The sequence below is a fragment of the Allomuricauda sp. CP2A genome (genome assembly GCF_001683915.1).
In the GTDB taxonomy this organism is placed as follows: Bacteria; Bacteroidota; Bacteroidia; order Flavobacteriales; family Flavobacteriaceae; genus Flagellimonas.
In genome coordinates, this window is the sequence record NZ_LXTT01000034.1 from 1 (window position 1) to 18,928 (window position 18,928).

Sequence of the window (18,928 nt, forward strand, 5' to 3'; positions counted from 1 at the left end):
AAACTTAGTATTGATTTAATGTTAACTACTCCAATTTTATGTTCCCAATGGGTTGATTAATTTTTAAAGAATTATAAGTTAAACCTTAAGAAAATAGTGTAATGGTTTTATTCTTTGAAAAAACAAAATATAATTACGCTTAGTTTTCTTAAAACAATCAACAAAATAGGTAGAATGGTAATACGCTGTATTACAATCCCAAAAAAGGAATAGTTGATTTTTATCAACAAGGGCAATTAAAAAGAATCGTATTTTTGTAATCCATCAAATTAATACCAGAACCATGAAAATTGCCATAGGGAACGATCATGCCGGAACCGACTACAAGCTAGCCATTATTGGGCTTTTAAAATCGAAAGGAATAGAAGTTATAAATTATGGTACCGATGGTACCGACAGTGTGGATTATCCAGACTTTGTGCATCCTGTGGCCAAGGATGTGGAAGAAGGAAAAGTGGATATGGGCATAGTTGTCTGCGGAAGCGGAAATGGTGCCTCCATGACCATCAATAAACACCAAAAAGTACGCGGCGCCCTTTGTTGGAACAAAGAGATAACCGAGCTGGCCAGGGAACACAATAATGCTAATATTTTAAGCCTTCCAGCACGATTTATCGCACTACCCCAGGCGTTGGATATGGTAGAGACTTTTTTGAACACCGAATTTCAAGGGGGGAGACATGAAAGGAGAATAGAAAAAATACCCTGCAGTTAAACCAAGTACATGGGCCATCACCACCACCATCATGGTCATTCACATGCACACAATGATTTAAAAGGAAGAAATCTTCTTATTTCCATCTTTTTGAACATTGCCATTACCGTTTCCCAGGTCATTGGAGGATTTATTTCCGGAAGTTTGGCCCTTTTGTCCGATGCGCTCCATAATTTCAGTGATGTACTTTCCTTGGTAATTAGCTACGCAGCGACCATTTTTGGAAAGAAAAAAGCGTCCAGCCATAAAACGTTTGGGTACAAAAGAGCCGAGATTATGGCGGCTTTTGTAAATGCCGCCACCCTGGTGGTGGTTGCCATTTTTTTGATGAAAGAAGCCGTGGAACGCCTGTTCGATCCACAAGAAATAGAATCGGGTTTGGTAATATGGCTTTCTTTATTGGGTATTTTGGCCAATGGTTTCAGTGTGTTGTTGCTGAAGAAAGATTCTGAAAGCAATATGAACATGAAATCGGCATACCTGCATTTGTTGACCGATATGATGGCTTCTGTGGCCGTTTTGATTGGTGGTATTCTCATGAAATTCTTCCAAATCTATTGGGTGGATGCCATATTGACCATGTTGATTGGCATTTACTTGATTTATATGGGATACGATTTATTGAAGGAATCCACCAAAGTATTGATGCTCTTCACCCCAAAATCCATAGTAATACAAGACATTGTAGAAACCATCTGCACCATAGAACCTGTAAAAAATGTTCACCATGTACATATTTGGCAACTCAATGAAAACGAGGTGCACATGGAGGCCCATATCGATTTTAAAGAAGACATCAAATTATCCGAATTCGATGCTATTTTGGAAAAGATAGAAGAAAACGTTTACCACAAACACGGCATCAACCATGTGAACATTCAACCGGAGTTTGACAAATGTGATTCCAAACATGTAATTGTTCAAGATTGATGGAAGCTGTTGTTAAAACCTTTGATGAACTTTCCACGGATGAGCTATATCAAATACTGCGATTGCGCAGCGAAGTCTTTGTGGTGGAACAGGATTGTGTTTATCAGGATATCGACAACAAAGACCAAAAAGCGCTCCATGTTTTGGGATTAAAAAATGGGAAGCTGGTCGCCTACACCCGAATGTTCAAACCGGGTGATTATTTTAAAAATGCGAGCATTGGAAGGGTAGTGGTGTCCCAGGAACAACGGAAATATGGGTATGGTAAACAGATTATGCAAGTTTCCATGGCAGCGCTTGAGCAACGCTTTCCAAAAACGACCCTTGAAATTTCAGCACAGAAATATCTTTTAAAGTTCTACACAGATTTGGGATTTGAGGCCATTGGAGAGGAATATTTGGAAGATGGTATTCCCCATGTTAGAATGCTGTATAAGTAAAGCCCTTTGAATGCCTGTCACCCTGAGCGTAGTCGAAGGGTAACAGTAGAAATAACTTCGGAAAAGGGATCCAATTTTCTCAAATTTTGAAAGAGGAATTAATTTAATTGTCCCCTTGAGAACCTGCACTGAGCGAAGTCGAAGTGGGACCTTAGGGGTGTTTTATATAATAGATTCCTGCCCAGTCGGGAATGGCATATATTAAACCAACCGCTTTGCCACCCCGACAGCAATTAAATACTCCAATTTTAATACAAGATTTATAGGTTTTTCCGCTTTGTTTTGGGTGGAAAAGAAAAGATAACCCTCGTGCCATGGATTTAGTTTCGCCAACCCCAATTTACCGTGAAGATTCTTATTTGCACCGATAATTTTTTCCAACCGTTCCTGTGTTAAGCCCAAATCGGCCAAATGCCCGATCAGTTTTTTCCGATTTACAAAGGTGATGTTGCAAGCCGTAAAGCAGTCTTCCTCATCAGAAAAAATACTGGTCACCAAGGCATAAAAATGGGTCTTTTTGGAAGCATCGAACAGCCAACCCTGTTTTTGGGCATGGTTTTTTTCGTAGAAAAGCTCAAAAGCAAACGTGGGCAGACTTTCATTGATATAATCCAATTGGGCTTTCTCATCCACCAAATAGGTGTTGCCCGTTTTCTTATCCGTAAGGATTAAATCTATCCCTTGAAACTGTTGTTCCAAGTCACCGATTCGTTCAAAACGATACTGTTTTAAATGTTTTTTATAATACGAATCCAATAATGGGGTTAAACGTTGTTCTTTGGATAGGTCAGCTTTGAACTTGCTTTTCAACTTCGGATATTTTCTGGAACAGCGCGGAACCTATCTGTTCCACAACACCCACCACCAAGGCGTTTCCCATAAAAAATGCCCGTTTGGCATCAGGAATACCCTCCAATAAGGTATGATTGTCCGGAAACATATTCAACCGTTCCAATTCAACAGGAGAAAGTCTTCGCAGTCCTTTTTTGGTTTGGACCACGTGCTTAAACCGGGAAGGGGATTTGCCGCCCTCTCCGGTTATAATGGTTCTGGAAGGTTGATCAAGCGCATCGGGAAACACCATGCTTCCCTCGCTATAGTTGTATTCAAAACCCGCTTTGGTCTTGCGAACTTCTTTTTTTGCACCTTTTAAATATTCCCATTTGGGCAGGTCGGTTTCGTCAATATAGAGACTTGCGTCTGCGGAACCGTTTTCCAAGACATCAGAAAGTAGGGTACGATGTCCATCGTAGGAAGGTGTGGTTTTTAAGGTGAAAACAGACCCATCCACACAGATTCCCGAGTTTAAAAACGGAGAAAGTCCCTTTTCTGCATTAAAATGATTTGAAAGGGAGACTAAATTTTGCTCCAAATCAAATGAAACTGGATTTTGGGCAGTTTTTTCCACCGGAAAAGCTGTAGAAATGACCCCATCCTTCAACAGCCAATCCTTAGGATTGGAATTTTTTAGGGATTTGAACAGCTCTGTGGATATGTGATACGCCAGAAAAAAAACGCGCCTTCGGCGCTGCGGCATTCCATACTCGGCCGCATTAATCACACGCCATTCCACAGCATACCCCAAATCATTCAAGCTTCGGAGCATTATGGCAAAATCACGGCCCCGTTGGGCGGAAGGCGATTTTAAAAGGCGATCCACATTTTCCAAAAAGAGATAGTTGGGTTTATTTTTCTTTTCGGAAAGAATACGGTGAATGGACCACCAAAGCACCCCCTTTTTTCCAATAAGGCCCTTGGAGTTTTTTAGGGTAGTGGCCACGGAGTAATCCTGGCAGGGAAAACCGCCCACCAACATATCGTGGTCGGGAATTTCGGCTGTTGCTACCTCTTCAATATTGCTGTTGGAGTGATTTTGGGGTCCAAAACGGGCCTCATATACCAAGGAAGCGTGTTGCATTTTGGTAGAAGGTTCCCATTGGTTGCTCCACACTACTGCGTAGCGCCCTGTTTTTTCCAAGCCCAAACGAAAACCGCCCACACCGGCAAAAAGTTCACAGACCTTAAGTTTTTGCATGCCCCAAAAATAGGATTTATTCTATCTTTTTTCGATTGGAATCATAAAGGCCCACCAAAACACTGTTCCCATTTTCATCCACTTTAATGCCACCATATTTGGCGTCAGCATATTTTTCGCCTTCGCCCTCCTGAAAGAAAAAAGATGCTGCACCGATCTTAACCGCGCTCCATTCACCGATGTTGTATTCAATAAGATACTCGTTTTCGTTTTTGGGAGCATTATTTTTTTGATAGCGATTGTGTTGGGCCACGCCTTCAGAATCCAAAGTGACCACACAATACCCCCGTTTAGGAATCTGATCGATGATCACTTCATCTGAAATGGCATAGTTCAACCGCATATAATCCCCTTGCATTAAAGATCGGGGATCTACAGGGGCAAGTTCCAAAAGAATCAGCTGTCCATCTTCTATAATGTCTTCTTTTTGCACAATGGCATAATTAAAAAATCCCAAAAACAGGACCAGATTGACCAAAATGATGAGCGCGCTATACTTTTTCATTGGAGTTTAGCTTTTTGGTGAGGAAAATATAAAAGAGCAGAAATACCAATCCTGAAGAAAACAGGATTATGGACTTGGTCAACAAGGTAAAATTAAGATCGTAATAATATTGAATCACAAAATACACCAACGAAATGATACCTATGGACAAGCCCGTTTTGTAATTGACCTTGAAGCTCAATAAAACAATAAGGAGCGCTCCCGAAATGGCTGGCGCAAACAATGTGGGCAATAGGGTAAGGGCACTAAAAAGATATACCCCAATTTTGGTTTTCAAAGTTGAGACCTCAAATGTTTTTAGAAGTGAGTGGACCACATACATCAAGATCAGGATAATGACCAATGAGGATATCCAGAAATGGTTTTTAGACAAGAAAAAGAACTCTTGTTTGATGGTGGCCACAAGACCAAATAACAAAGAAAACACCAAGGCTATACGGAGGGGGTCGTACAATTTCACCAATTTCAAATCGGAGGTGAGGATGCTTGATTCGTTCAAGAACACATAAGTGAGGGCAAAAGCATGTAGGTTGATATACAGATGAACCAAGCTGTACACATCATTGGAAACGATCAAGGTCAAAAACCCACCGCTAATGATCAATAGCGCAAAGAAGGACAAAATTGGATTTTGAACAATAAACAAGCTGCAAAGTGCCACGGCCATGACCAAGAGTGTAACGACATCCTCGTTGATGTCAAAAGTGAAGAGCCCAAAAATGAAAAGCACCAGACCAAGCATATAGAGCGAAATACCTATGGTATCCATGATGAGCGCATCATATTTTTTTGTGAGAAAAACGGATATGATGATTAAACCAATCCCCACCAACAATATTGCCGCCTCGGACTCATATAAGCCCAAAATCAAGAGAAAGCCCAAAAAAGCAAGGGAAGCCAAGATGCCGCCAAAAATGGAGAGTGCTTTAATGATAAAATTGGATTTTTCCCCACCCCTTTTTTGATATTCTTCCAAAATAGCAGGTTCATCACACTGAAAAGAAGAGCCCTCAAGGGATTTGATGTTTTTTATATGCTGCTGTATATCCTCTAACTTGCCCATTTCTTTTGATAGTTCAATAAGATTTTAATCAACAAGGTAATGCTGGTCACAATAAAAACTCCGATGGCAAAAAGCATGCTCGCTTCATCCGAAATGTCCAACAAAGCTGCACTAAGCATAATGATCACACTAAAAGGAACAACGGAAAGATAAAACAGGCTCTTGGTTTTTAGCCCATACCAGATACCCACCCCATAACATAATGCCGTTAAGAAGAGCAGTATTAAAAATGAAGGTTCCATTTCTTCAAAAATTCCACCCGAAACACCAATGGTTGCACACGCAACGGTCGCCAAAGCGATAAGTTGCACAAACCAAGACGGAAAAGGGGCCAATTTAAGAATACGGGGCAACCAGAGAAAGGACACAAGAAAAAGCCCATTTATGGAAAAGAGCAATGTATACAAAAACATTTCGGACCATTCATGGGCCACTTGTTCCGCATAAAGAAAAAGCGTGGTGTTTACCAGGACTACAAAAAGCGTCCAAAGGGGAGCAAAGTTGGAAAACAGGACCCAAACAAAAACACATAGCGTCCAGCCCAGGAAAAAATCATACGCATTGGCCCCGGTTTGATACACCTGTCCAAAAACAGCATACAAGACCCCAACCAAAATGGACGCAGCCAGAACCAGCATTTTTTTGACCAAAGGTTTTGCCTTGGTGAAAACCGCCGCCAGAATCAAAATGACAATGAGGGACTCAATCAATCCAAGCTTTGCAAACTTGTGCAGGTCTGCCCAGTTATAGGCAAAGAAAAAGATGATTCCCGCAGTGGTAAAGGAGACACCCAAAGCCAATAACAGGAGCTGTAAAAATCGTCGCCAAGAAGAAAGGCCATTGTAAATGTGCTCTTCCAAGGTTTTCCGCACACCCGCATCGGACCAATTGCTGTGGTTGCAGAGTATCTGTATGTCTTCGCGATCAATTTTTGGCATGTGGCTGATAGAACTTTAGGAAAGATACCAAAATAGAAGAAGTATCAACACATAAATTGATGTAGGGCGGTTTTCAGTTCATAAAAAAAGGCCTTTCATAAACCCAAACAGGGGTTTGATCAATTTATAAACAGTTTGTTACGGTATTGGCCCTAAGTTGGGGAAAATATAACACTTTGCTACTATGGTACGATATACTTTAGTCCTGTTCATTCTTTTTATGAGTTGCATGCCGAAGAAAAACTCCCAAAATCAGGAGAAAACGACCTCGAATGATACGGTTGTGCACAAGGCCAAAACCATTTCAAATAACATTGAAGAGCCAAAAACCATTACTGAAACAAATACTGGCACAGAGGAGCAACCCGATTTGGAATACAGCATTGAAGATAAAGGATGGCTTTATGATCCTTTTGATTTTCCTTTGGAAATAGAGGCCATCAAGTCCCTTTTGGGTGAAGAAGTTGAAATCAAAGAGGAGTATGTTGATGATGAACATGGAGCATATACGTATACCACCGTTACATATCAGGACACAGAAATCAGTTTTTATGACTTTGGAGGCTATGAGACCAAAATTACTACACCAAAATTATCGGTCATGGACGGCATTAAGATTGGGATGAAAAAAACGGATTTCATCGAGGCCATGAAATTTGATCCCAAAAAAACCGCAACAGCAAATATTTTTAGTCTCACGGATATTTATGGAAATATGGAGTTCCGCTTCCAATCAGACACGTTATATCGTATTTCCGGGTATTACCAAGAGGGCGATTAGAATATATCTTGGTAGAAAGAACCCAAAAGGATTACAGAAAAAATGAACAAATAGAAGAGAAGCATACGGCTCACATAGGTAGAAAACCCCTGTTTTTGTAAATTTTCGGCCAAACGGGAAATATGGGGACTATTGGGCATGTACATGATTTCCAGCTCGTGCATATCCGGTAGGCCAGCTATTTCCAACTTGCCAAGAACCTTTTTGTCACTTCCCTCAATGATCTGGCCTCTTTGGTCTGGATACGTATAGGTAAATTTCACTACAGGATTATTATTGACAAGGGTACCGGTGTTCTCATATTGTTTAACCGCGGCAGATGTGCCCAAACCATAATACAATAGATCCCAATTTTGGGATTTGGCCTTTTTGGAGGTCAACAACCCCAACCGCTTTAAAAGAAAATAAAGAAAAACCAGTATCAAGACAGCAACAATAAAGGTTACGCTCCCCTCTTCAGTGGAGTTGAAAAAAATAGCCTCATAATGTGCAGGGGATGCACGTATTCTTGAAATGGCCTCGCCCATAAGAAGGTAGCAGCCAGCAACGTAGGCGATGGTCAAAAAACTATAAAAGAGGATTTGCATCATTGAAATCCGATATTCACCTGTCTCAGGAAAAATGGGATTGCCGGGTTTTTTACCGGAATCCAACAAGATACGCATGGTATCATCCTTTCTAAACCGTTTTAAATGAGGCTTTTTGTCCATCAACCTAATTTTGTCCTGAACCGGATATCCTGAAAAGTTTTCAAAAAGAAGGTCAAGCTCCAAAAGGGGGAACTTTCCATTTTGGAGTGTATTTACCGAAAGTATTGTGGCATTCTTGGCGGGAACAGAGCTGCTTTTTTGAGACTTCCACAACGCAAGGGGGCGAAAAAAGCAGTAGCGCATCAACTTGTACAGCCAAAAGAGCAGGACAAGACAGACGATGGTCAGAGCGATAATTGTGTAGGTCATGGGTCTCGGACTAAAGTTATTTAGGAGCAATCTTTAGTACCAAGGTAGGATTTGGGCGGAGTGAACACCAACAAGATCTGACAATGACAGGATATGGATTGATGGATCGCCCAAACAAATTAGCCGGGTTGCGCACCAACCATTAAAAAACAAAAGAATTAATGAAGAATGCTGTCGTACTTGGTTTTGTTGTCCAACAATTCCGTTGCGGCCAAAATGGCGTCATCGTGATTGAGATAATATTTGTAAAGTCCGTCTCGATAAAAGTAACGGGTAATGATCTCATCTTCCAATCCTTTCTTTATTTCGTCTTTAAAGGTATCCAATGCGGTGATTTTCCCTCGATTTACGGCCAATAACAAATCCTTATATTTTTCTTGTACCGCGGGGCCCAAAAGTGCATCGTCCGTGTTGATGGATTGCTCCAACAACTCCTCTGTTTTGGTTTGAAAGGTGAAGTTTTGTTCTTTCGCATAGCTTTTAAAAGCATCGTAGTCCGCATCGGAAAAAACAAAATCATCAATGCTTTCAAAACCGTGGCTGTAATAGAAATCTGTGGCGAAATTGAAAAGAACATTGTTCTCCTGCAAGGAATTGATAAGGGAGTTGGTCTTTAGGGAATTGATGACCAAATCGGGCATTACGCCACCGCCATCCCAGACCTTACGGCCATTTTTGGTGGTGAATTCGTGGAAATCTGTATTGCGAACGGCATTGCCCTCTTCATCGCGGTTCCAATAATCCAATGATTGGATGCATCGTCCAGAAGGGGTATAATAGCGCGAAATGGTCACTTTCAATTGTGTTCCATACGTAAGTTTTAGAGGACGTTGTACCAGCCCTTTTCCAAAGCTCCGGGCCCCCATGATCACGGCACGGTCCAAATCCTGCAACCCTCCGGAGACAATTTCACTGGCAGAGGCGCTTTTTCCATCGACCAGGACCACGAGCGGGATATCCAAATCTTCGGGTTGGTTTTTGGTCCTGTATTCTTGGTTGAACTTTTTGACCTTGGATTTTGTGGTAACGATCAGCTCGCCCTTGGGAACGAACAAATTGGTCACATTTATGGCCTCGGATAGAAGTCCGCCTGGATTTCCACGTAGATCCAAGACCAGTTTTTCGGCACCCTGGCCTTTTAGGTCCTGCATGGCCGACTTGGTCTGTCCAGATGCTTTTCGGTTAAAACGGGAAAGCACAATGTATCCGGTTTTTTCATCGATCATGTCATAAAAGGGGACGGCGTCCACCTCCACACCTTCACGGGTGATGGTTGCGGTCTTGGTTTCTCCCTGTCGTACAAAGGTTACGTTTACCGAAGTGTTGTTGGCGCCCTTCAACAGTTCGCCGGCATCGTTATCAAAATCAGAAACCTGGGTATCGCCAATTTTAATGATTTCGTCCCCAGCTTTCAATCCGGCCTTATCCGCGGCATACCCTTCATAGGGCTCCACAATGAGCAATTTGCTCTCATACGAACGCACCAAGGCCCCAATTCCGGAGTATTCGCCGGCATTGTTGATTTTATAGGCCTCCACATCCTGCTCGTTCAAAAAGCGGGTGTAGGGATCCAATTCGTCCAACATGCTCTTAATGGCCGAATCCATGAGCTCTGCGGGGTTGGTCTCATCCACATAGTTCATGTTCAGCTCCTTGAAGAGTGTGGTGAAAATTTCAATTTGCTTTGCAATTTCAAAAAAATCGCTTTTAAAACTAAAACTACTTGCCCCGATCAAAACGGCAACCGCCAAAATGGGAACGAAAATCTGTTTTTTAATCAATTTTTTCATGGGATTCTTTTTTTAAGAAGTCTTCCATAAGTTGCTTCATGGCAACTTCTATGTCAGCATAACCAGGCATCTTATTCCCAAGGTATAAAAACAAGAACGCAAAGTTACCTTCTATGTTGTTAAATATAAGGGACTTGTTGTGACGATAGGCTTCACGCAAAAGTCGCTTTATGCGATTACGGTCAACGGCATTTTTAAATTTTTTCTTTGGAGCCACCACGCCCACCTTGATTTTGGCACCATCATCAAAAGGTGTATTGAGATAGATCAACTTCAAGGGAAACCGGGAAACGCTTTTTCCTTCATTAAAAAGCGACTCAAATAGTATTTTACTTTTGAGCTTCTCTTTTTTTGGGAACGTAAAGCGATTTAAGGTGTCCACGAAAACAAAAATTATAGCCGCTTAGGGCCAAAATTAAAACTTATGGGTTGGATTGATATATGTTGTTCTCCCCATCCACATCGGCCATGAGCTGGGAGGGGTCTATTACAATGGCCGTTACATTGTCCAAAGGCATGTCTATGGTGAATTCATAGGTGGGATATGCCCAAGCCCAATCGTCCAACACCGTTCGTTCCAAATTTGTATATGGATTGTTTTTTTCTCCAAACATCATTCGCAATGGAATATAATAGGTGTTTTGAGTCCCGTCAGCCCCCACTACCAATATATCCAAAGGCATGGGCATTTCACCAATACGTTCCAAGGTTACTTTGGTCTTTTCACCCTCAGCAGCAACATTTTGAATGCCATAGTCTATGGTGTTGGTGGTCTTGGTCCAATCCGTCAGATACCAATCCAACTGCATTCCGGAAACCTTTTCTGCGGTTCGGATGACATCATTGGGAACGGGATGCTTGAATTTGAAATCCTCATAATATTTTCTGACGGTTTCCATCAACTTATCCTGACCGATGACATACCCCAATTGCGACAAAAATATGGCCCCCTTGCTATAGGCAGATATGCCATAGGCAAAGTTTGTGGCATAGCGGTCCGCATGGGTGGTCTGGGGCTTTTCCAAACCAGAGTTCACCAAAGCGTAGTACCCTTTGTAGGAACCTTCAAACGGGTTCTGTTTGTTCTGCCCCATAATTTCGTTCATGCAGAGACTGCTGATAAAGGTGGTGAAGCCCTCATCCATCCATTCGTGTTTTGATTCGTTGGTGGCTAGAACATGCTGAAACCAGGAGTGCGCCATTTCGTGTACCATGACCCCCACCAAACTACTGAACTCCCGGTTGCCCGTGACCAAGGTGCTCATGGCATATTCCATACCGCCATCACCTCCTTGCACCACGGAATATTGCTCATAGGGGTATTTTCCTATGTTTTTGCTGAAAAACCGCATGGCAGCTTCTGTTTTTGGTTGTAGGTTTTTCCAGTTTTCAATGATTTCCGGGTTGTTCTTATAGTAAAAATGGAGCGTTGGCCCATCTTCCATTTCCAAAGCATCATGAATGTACTCTGGGTCGGCGGCCCACATAAAATCATGCACATTTGGGGCTACAAAATGCCAAGTAAGGGTCTTGCCCTTGGTTTTCACCTGAGTGCCCGGGGTTTCGTACCCATGCCCAATCTCTTGTGGATTTTGAAGGTATCCGGTTCCTCCAACGGTATAGTCTTTATCCAGAGTGAGTTTTACATCAAAATTGCCCCAAACGCCATGAAACTCACGTGCGATGTACGGGTTGGGATGCCAACCTTCAAAATCATATTCGGAAAGTTTGGGGTACCATTGGCTCATGGAAAGGGCCACACCCTCACTGCTATTTCTTCCCGAGCGGCGAATCTGTAATGGAACTTGGCCTTTAAAGGTCATTTCCAAGGTTGTTTTTCCACCAGAGGGAATGGGTTTGGCCAAATCAACCACAAGGATGGTGCCTTCTTCGGTAAATGATACGGCTTGTCCATCTTGCGTAAGACTTTCTACGTGCAGATAACCCATTTCACTTTCAGAAAGGGTTGAAATTCTACTCACACCGTTTTCCATCATCCGGTTATCGGGATCTTTGATGTTCTGCAACCGAATATCCATTTCGCTCCCCGGTTGAAAGGCATTGTAGTACAGATGGTAAAAAACACGGTCCAAAACATCAGGCGAATTGTTGGTATAGACCAGCTTTTGTGTTCCTGTGTACTGATAGGTTTTCACATCCATAGCAACATCCATGGTATAATCCACATGCTGTTGCCAATATGAATTGTTCTGTGCGAAGAGGAGGGAAATCCCCGATACTGTTGTAAAAAAGAATACTAGTAAACGCTTCATATTTTATTTTGAATTGCTGTTCAAGGTCATTCTGCCTTTTGAGATATTGTCCGCCAAAAGCAAGGCGTTGAAGGCGTTGACCATTTTTCCTGATTTTGAGATTTTATCGAATGTTGTGGGTTTGGTTTCATCGCCAGACACAATTACGGAGGCTTTTGAAAACAGACCGGACTGCATAACTATATTTTTCACCTGAGCAGCGGACAAATCTGGATAATATGACCTGATCAAGGCCGAGACGCCAGCAACAGCCGGAGCGGCCATGGAGGTGCCTCCCTGAAAATCATAGGTGTTGTTGGGAAGCGTTGAATAGATGTCGTCCCCAGGCGCAAAAACATCTACATTTTGTTTTCCATAGTTGGAAAAAGTGGCCACCATATCAGAGCCATAGCTACTGGTAAGGGCTCCCACGGTAATGAGGTTGTCCACAATCTCTGTTTGGCCAAATTTATGGTCGTTGGGGTAGTTGGGGTTTTCTGGATTGTCCAGATCATTGCCATCGTTTCCAGCGGCATGTACGATCAATACGTCCTTGGAAGCAGCATACCGAATGGCATCATAGACCCATTCGGCTTCGGGGGAAAAGGCCTTTCCAAAGCTGCAATTAATGACTTTAGCCCCATTATCAACGGCATAACGAATCCCCAAAGCGATATCCTTGTCATATTCATCGCCATTGGGCACGGCACGGACGCTCATAATTTCCACATTTTGGGCCACACCGTTCATTCCTATTCCATTATTTCGTTCCGCGGCAATAATCCCGGCCACATGGGTACCGTGACTTTCAGATTCAACTTGGTTTTTAGGGTTCCCGTTCCCGTAGGGAACATCGGTGATGTCATAAGGGTCATCGCCAACCGGTGTTCTACCATTAAAATCTTTGTTGAGGTTGTAGTTGACCTGATCCGCGAAATAGGTAATGCCTTCTTTAAGCTCATCCAGCACACTGGGAATGTCATCACCGTAGGTGAACATCTGCGTTAGAACGGCTACACTTTGCTCCATAATCGGTGTTTTGGGCTCAATGGATTTTAGATCTTCCTTGGTATAGGTTTCTTTACCCAGCTCATCTTTAACGGCAGCATCGGCACCTTTTACCACTTGGAAAATTTGCTCATACTGCTGTTTGTTTTGAAGTGCCTCTGGGTATTCCTTGTCCAACAACAATCTTGCTTGGGCCCTTTCTGATGCATCACCAATGTTCAAGCGAAGCATTCGTACATATTCCAATTGCTCGTTGTAGGAATCGCCCAAAAAATTATAGCCGTGAATGTCATCCACATAACCATTACCGTCATCATCCTTGCCATTGTTTGGGATTTCGTCTTTATTGGTCCAGAGCACACCATCCAAATCCTCGTGTTCCAAATCAATTCCAGAATCGACCACGGCCACAATAACGGTCTTTCCTTTTTTGTTTTTGATGATTTCCTTGTAGGCTTTATCCACACTCATACCCGGGATGGTATCCGTAATAAGGTCGGTATGTCCCCAATTCTTTTTCTCGGTTTCGGTAAGGTCTGTGATCTTAAGGGGGACAGCATCAATATTTTCAACGGGGGTGGAAACCAAAGAAGTGGCCCCACAGCCCATCAGGAGCAGTGCAGCGGAAAGAGACAGGAATGATAGTTTGCTATATGTGCGATTCATAAAATAAATGTATAGAATGTAAAACTTTATTGCGTGTTGAATATTTCGTTAAAAGAGAATGTTTCGTCCAGTCGCACGCCTTTTTCGGTATGCTTTAGGGAGCAGAGTTGGTTATGGGCGTCATGTTCAAAGAACAGCAGCCAATCGTTATTCGCCGCATTATTGAGGAATGCTGCTTTTTCTTCCATGGTCAGTAAAGGGCGGGTGTCGTATCCCATCACATAAGGCAATGGAATGTGCCCAACCGTTGGGATAAGATCGGCCACAAAAACCAAGATTTTGCCCTTGTAGGCAATATGGGGGAGCATCTGCTTGTCTGTATGTCCGTTCACAAAATGAATTCCAAAACCCACTTCGGAACTATCCACAAAGGAATCTTTGCTTTGCTGTACAAAATGAAGTTGCCCGCTTTCTTGCATTGGCAAGAGGTTTTCCTTTAAAAAAGAGGCCTTTTCCCTTGGATTTGGCTTGGTGGCCCATTCCCAATGATCCTGATTTGTCCAAAATTTGGCATTTTTAAAAGCAGGCTCGTAGCCTGTTCGGTCCTTGTTCCATTGAATGCTTCCGCCACAATGGTCAAAATGGAGGTGGGTCAAAAAAACATCGGTAATGTCATCCCGGTGAAACCCTAATTTTTCCAAAGAGCCATCCAACGAATGATCTCCCCACAGATAATAGTAACTAAAGAATTTTTCGGATTGTTTGTTGCCCAGACCGTTGTCAATCAAAATAAGCCGGTTCCCATCCTCAATCAGAAGACAACGGGCGCCCAAATCGATCATATTATTGGCATCGGCCGGATTGGTCCTGTTCCATATGGATTTTGGAACCACACCGAACATGGCCCCACCATCCAACTTAAAATTACCAGTCTCTACAGGATAAATCGTCATTTTGAAAGCAAATGGCATGCAAAATAAGAAAAGCACAATGCAAATGGCTAAAAAATAAGAATTTATTGGCCGTATTTTAACAAAATCGCACAAAGGAAACTTAAGATCGTGCCCATGGGACATTCCATAAATAAAAACCCATCTTTTTGGATTGGGTAGAATCTAAAAGAAAAACTGTAAATTTCCACAAAACTTGAACCATGCTGGAACTTGCGGGAATCATTATTCTTGGCATCATTGCACAATGGGTGGCCTGGCGGTTTAAATTGCCGGCCATTTTACCATTAATATTGATAGGTCTGTTGGTGGGTCCCATAGCTACTTTGTACACCGAAGATGGATCAAAGCTCATTGAACCCGTTTGGAACGGAGAGAAAGGGTTGTTTCCCGGAGAGGGGCTTTACTATTTTGTGTCCTTGGCCATTAGCGTCATCCTGTTTGAAGGGGGGCTAACCCTAAAACGGGCCGAAATATCCAATGTAGGCCCGGTAATCACCAAATTGATTACCGTTGGGACAGTAGTTACTTTTTTTGGTGCCGGTGTGGCGGCCCATTATATTTTTGGGCTTTCATGGCAGATATCCTTCCTTTTTTCCGGATTGATCATTGTTACGGGACCTACGGTAATAACCCCAATTTTAAGAAACATACCCTTAAAAAAAGATGTGTCCACGGTACTGAAGTGGGAGGGCATCCTCATAGACCCCATTGGCGCATTGGTGGCGGTTTTGGTGTTCGAGTTTATCAGCGTTGGCGAAGGACATGCCTTTACCCAAACGGCACTAGTGGAATTTGCAAAAATTTTGTTGTTCGGATTTACCTTCGGGTTCACTTTTGCCCATGCACTAGGGTTTGCCATAAAGAAGAATTTTATACCTCATTACCTCTTAAACGTAGTCTCGTTGTCCACTGTATTACTTGTGTATGTAGAATCGGACATTTTTGCGCACGAATCAGGTCTTTTGGCCGTGGTGGTCATGGGAATGGTGCTTGGGAACATGAACCTGCCCAACCTAAAGGAGTTGCTCTATTTTAAGGAGTCGTTGAGCGTGTTGCTGATATCCATTCTCTTCATACTGTTGGCTGCAAATATCAATATCGGTGATCTGGAATTGATATACAACTGGAACACAGTAGTGCTTTTTGCCGCGGTTGTTTTCATCATTAGACCACTGGGTGTTTTTCTGAGTGCTCATGGGTCCAACATGAAATTCAACGAAAAGCTTTTTATCGGATGGGTGGGACCAAGAGGTATTGTTGCGGCCGGTATCGCATCCTTGTTCGGTTCCAAGTTGATTGCAAAGGGAGAGCCTGGAGCGGAGTACATTACCCCATTGGTGTTCATGATTGTTTTGGGAACGGTATTGCTAAACGCCACAACGGCAAGGCTGTTCGCAAAAATGGTGGGGGTCTTTTTAAAGAAATCGGAAGGTATCATCATCATCGGGGCATCTTTACCCTCCAGGTTGATAGGAGCCTACCTGCAAAAGAACAAAAGGCATGTGGTCTTGGTGGACAACAACAGGACCAATGTGGAAAAGGCCCAAAAACAAGGTTTGGAGGCCATTGTTTCCAATATCTATTCCGATAATCTCTCGGATTACATTGAGTTGAGTGATGTGGGCTACCTGATGGCCCTTACGGGGAACTCGGACATTAATCAATATGCAATTGATTCTTTTAAGGATCAGTTTGGGGAAAATGGATCGTTCAGGCTGGTAAATTCAGAAGAGATGAACAATCCTGAAAGCAACCCGAAGGAAGGCCTCTTTTCCCATACGGATGATTATATAACATTGATCGAGGCAGCTAGAAAGAACCCCACCGTCCATGAAATTGAACTAAAGGACAAAGAACATTATGAAGGCCTCATCGAGATAACAAAGGCCGACCGTGATATTGTACCTATTTTTCTAAAGACACCAACAGGAGAATTGCAGATTATACCATCCTTTAGCTTGGAGTTCAAAGAAATAAAAGAAGGGTACAAGTTGGTGTATCTGGGCAAAGAACTGGAAGTGGCCAAAGAAGGGAAGACACCCGAAATAGCTTAACCAAGCTTTTATATGGGAATAAAAAGGTTTTTACATCACAAACAATGCACCATTTTCTATCGGGGAAGAATAGTAAATTAAGGACGCTATGCACACCGATTTGATCATTACCATCGTCATCATCGGCATAGGGATTGTCCTTTTTGTAAAGGACTATTTTTCCATAGATACCACATCCATAATCATTATGGCCCTGTTCATAGTGGCGGGTGTCCTTAGTCCTAAAGAAGGTTTTTCGGGCTTTAACCACCCGGCCACCTTAACACTTGGGTGCATGTTCGTGGTAAGTGCCGGGGTGTTCAACTCAGGAATTTTGGATGGTCTTAGCCATAGGATCATAAAACTGGCCAAAATGCATTACAGCATTGCCCTGATCACGTTTTGCCTCATTGCGGGCATGTTTTCCGCTTTTGTGAACGATTCCGCTGTAGTGGCGCTACTTTTGCCCATTGCGCTAACCGTTTGTAGGGAAACCAAAATATCTCCGGGGATGCTATTGATCCCCATATCGTTTTCGGCACTTTTTGGGGGCACCTGTACCTTGATCGGCACGTCCACCAATATTCTCGTGAGCAGTTACACCGAAGAATATGGACTGAAGGGCTTTGGGATGTTCGAATTCAGTTTGGCGGCACTTTGCTTGGCCGTAATTGGTTTTGCCTACATCTTTTTTGTGGCGCCCCTTCTGTTGCCCAAGGCAGAAAAGGAGCAGAACGCACTTACCAAAGAGGCTGAAAAGTACATTACCGAATTACTGGTGGAAAACAATTGTCCAGACAGCAAAAAGCCGTTGCGCATGTCCAAATTGGTCAATGATCACAATGTGCAGGTCTTGACCATATTGAGGGAAGGATCCATCAAGCAAAACATAGGCCCTGAAACATTTATATTGGAAGGGGACGTAATGAAAGTTATGATTCCCCCGAAAGCACTCAACGGCATCCGAAGCCTGAAAGGATATAAAATCACTGGAGACAAACAGTTGGACGAAGCTGAACTTGAGAAACACATTTATGAGGTCATTATTCCCTTTGGCTCCAAATTGACGGAGGGCTCCCTTCGCTCCCTTAATTTTAGGAGGCAATACAATGGCTCGGTCTTGGCCATAAGGCAACGTGGGGAGATTTTGTATGAAAAGCTCGCCGATGTAAAGTTGACCGAAGGAGACATGTTACTGATTTTGGGCACCGAGGCCGATGTGGATGCGTTGGTTGCCCAGAACTTGGTGGTGGCCCTTTCCGAGCACAAGCACGGGAAAGTCAATTTAAAAAAAGCCATTCCTGCCCTTGTTATTGCAGTGGGGGTAGTGCTTGCGGCTTCGCTAAACCTTACCTCCATTTTGATCAGCAGTATGGTTGGCGCTTTGTTGTTGGTGGCCACCTCCACCTTAAAACCAAAGGAAGCCTACGAAGCAGTGGAATGGAAGGTCATTTTTATGATGGCAGGTGTGCTTTCCATGGGAACGGCCCTTGAAAAAACCGGAGGGGCCGAAAGAATAGCCCTTTTTATAGAGCAGACCTTGGGAAGCTACGATGCCCAAATTACCCTGAGCATTTTGTATTTGGTCACTTTTTTGAGTACCAATGTGCTCTCCAGCAAGGCTACAGCGGCCCTTATGACCCCGATAGTAATCAGTCTTGCCGCGGCCATGGAGGTCAGTGAACGGCCTTTTTTGGTGGCGGTGATGTTCGCCTGCTCCCTTACGTTCATGACGCCCGTAAGCTATCCCACCAACACCATGGTCTATGCACCGGGAAATTACAAGTTCAATGACTTTTTAAAGGTAGGGACACCGCTTAATATCATTATTTGGATTGCCGCCACTTTTGTAATCCCTTACTTTTTTCCCTTTTAGATAATCAAGAAGAATTACAAATCTTTAAACTACGGTATACTCCT

The 18,928-nt window shown here is 43.0% G+C and carries 17 protein-coding genes; 6 read left to right on the forward strand and 11 right to left on the reverse strand.

The features are described 5' to 3' along the window. Nucleotides 1–283 precede the first annotated feature (283 nt). From rpiB to A7D14_RS04400, 3 genes are read left to right on the forward strand one after another with little or no spacing between them, the layout of a single operon-like run. A complete protein-coding gene (gene rpiB, locus A7D14_RS04390; RefSeq protein WP_067030538.1) occupies nt 284–715 on the forward strand; it encodes a ribose 5-phosphate isomerase B in 432 nt (143 codons plus the stop codon). 9 nt (nt 716–724) lie between these two features. Next, on the forward strand, nt 725–1,645 hold the full coding sequence (locus A7D14_RS04395; protein WP_067030541.1) for a cation diffusion facilitator family transporter: 921 nt from the start codon (nt 725–727) through the stop codon (nt 1,643–1,645). Beyond that, entirely contained in the window at nt 1,645–2,085 is a 441-nt protein-coding gene (locus A7D14_RS04400; protein WP_067030544.1) for a GNAT family N-acetyltransferase, read from the forward strand. Before A7D14_RS04395 ends, A7D14_RS04400 begins: the two co-directional genes overlap by 1 nt. Before the next feature lie 201 nt (nt 2,086–2,286). Here the strand turns inward: A7D14_RS04400 and A7D14_RS04405 are convergent, their stop codons facing one another. From A7D14_RS04405 to A7D14_RS04425, 5 genes are read right to left on the reverse strand one after another with little or no spacing between them, the layout of a single operon-like run. After that, a complete protein-coding gene (locus A7D14_RS04405; RefSeq protein ID WP_067030547.1) occupies nt 2,287–2,895 on the reverse strand; it encodes a hypothetical protein in 609 nt (202 codons plus the stop codon). Beyond that, nucleotides 2,873–4,120: a DNA (cytosine-5-)-methyltransferase gene (gene dcm, locus A7D14_RS04410; protein ID WP_067030550.1), complete on the reverse strand. Its 1,248-nt coding sequence runs from the start codon at nt 4,118–4,120 to the stop codon at nt 2,873–2,875. The genes A7D14_RS04405 and dcm overlap by 23 nt, the downstream gene beginning before the upstream one ends. A 16-nt stretch (nt 4,121–4,136) precedes the next feature. Next, a complete protein-coding gene (locus A7D14_RS04415; protein ID WP_067030553.1) occupies nt 4,137–4,625 on the reverse strand; it encodes a GDYXXLXY domain-containing protein in 489 nt (162 codons plus the stop codon). Then, the gene (locus tag A7D14_RS04420; RefSeq protein ID WP_067030556.1) at nt 4,612–5,688 is read right to left on the reverse strand and encodes a DUF4401 domain-containing protein; all 1,077 of its coding nucleotides are present in this window, start codon (nt 5,686–5,688) and stop codon (nt 4,612–4,614) included. The genes A7D14_RS04415 and A7D14_RS04420 overlap by 14 nt, the downstream gene beginning before the upstream one ends. After that, the gene (locus A7D14_RS04425) at nt 5,676–6,626 is read right to left on the reverse strand and encodes a DUF2157 domain-containing protein (protein ID WP_083157978.1); all 951 of its coding nucleotides are present in this window, start codon (nt 6,624–6,626) and stop codon (nt 5,676–5,678) included. The genes A7D14_RS04420 and A7D14_RS04425 overlap by 13 nt, the downstream gene beginning before the upstream one ends. A 229-nt stretch (nt 6,627–6,855) precedes the next feature. On the opposite strand from A7D14_RS04425, the gene A7D14_RS04430 reads away from it, so the two are divergent. After that, on the forward strand, nt 6,856–7,407 hold the full coding sequence (locus A7D14_RS04430; protein ID WP_067030559.1) for a hypothetical protein: 552 nt from the start codon (nt 6,856–6,858) through the stop codon (nt 7,405–7,407). On the opposite strand, the gene A7D14_RS04435 is transcribed toward A7D14_RS04430, so the two are convergent. The 6 genes from A7D14_RS04435 to A7D14_RS04460 all read right to left on the reverse strand — a co-directional run bounded on the left by A7D14_RS04435 (nt 7,404) and on the right by A7D14_RS04460 (nt 14,975). After that, the gene (locus A7D14_RS04435; protein WP_141673217.1) at nt 7,404–8,366 is read right to left on the reverse strand and encodes a hypothetical protein; all 963 of its coding nucleotides are present in this window, start codon (nt 8,364–8,366) and stop codon (nt 7,404–7,406) included. The genes A7D14_RS04430 and A7D14_RS04435 overlap by 4 nt on opposite strands. 158 nt (nt 8,367–8,524) lie before the next feature. Further along, nucleotides 8,525–10,156: a S41 family peptidase gene (locus A7D14_RS04440; RefSeq protein WP_067030566.1), complete on the reverse strand. Its 1,632-nt coding sequence runs from the start codon at nt 10,154–10,156 to the stop codon at nt 8,525–8,527. Continuing rightward, nucleotides 10,140–10,538 carry a ribonuclease P protein component gene (gene rnpA / locus A7D14_RS04445; protein ID WP_067030569.1) on the reverse strand — a complete coding sequence of 133 codons (399 nt, stop codon included), beginning with the start codon at nt 10,536–10,538 and terminating at the stop codon, nt 10,140–10,142. The genes A7D14_RS04440 and rnpA overlap by 17 nt, the downstream gene beginning before the upstream one ends. A 40-nt stretch (nt 10,539–10,578) precedes the next feature. After that, nucleotides 10,579–12,429, reverse strand: coding sequence for a M1 family metallopeptidase (locus A7D14_RS04450; RefSeq protein WP_067030572.1), 1,851 nt, complete (start codon nt 12,427–12,429; stop codon nt 10,579–10,581). A 3-nt stretch (nt 12,430–12,432) separates the two neighbouring features. After that, on the reverse strand, nt 12,433–14,082 hold the full coding sequence (locus A7D14_RS04455) for a S8 family peptidase (RefSeq protein ID WP_067030575.1): 1,650 nt from the start codon (nt 14,080–14,082) through the stop codon (nt 12,433–12,435). Between the two features lie 26 nt (nt 14,083–14,108). After that, nucleotides 14,109–14,975, reverse strand: a complete 867-nt coding sequence (locus A7D14_RS04460; RefSeq protein ID WP_067030718.1) for an MBL fold metallo-hydrolase — start codon at nt 14,973–14,975, stop codon at nt 14,109–14,111. A gap of 200 nt (nt 14,976–15,175) precedes the next feature. Between A7D14_RS04460 and A7D14_RS04465 the strand changes: the two genes are divergently transcribed. Together A7D14_RS04465 and A7D14_RS04470 are read left to right on the forward strand one after the other, a co-directional pair. Then, nucleotides 15,176–17,029 carry a cation:proton antiporter gene (locus tag A7D14_RS04465; RefSeq protein ID WP_067030578.1) on the forward strand — a complete coding sequence of 618 codons (1,854 nt, stop codon included), beginning with the start codon at nt 15,176–15,178 and terminating at the stop codon, nt 17,027–17,029. Between the two features lie 88 nt (nt 17,030–17,117). After that, nucleotides 17,118–18,884: an SLC13 family permease gene (locus tag A7D14_RS04470; RefSeq protein ID WP_067030580.1), complete on the forward strand. Its 1,767-nt coding sequence runs from the start codon at nt 17,118–17,120 to the stop codon at nt 18,882–18,884. Nucleotides 18,885–18,928 lie beyond the last annotated feature (44 nt).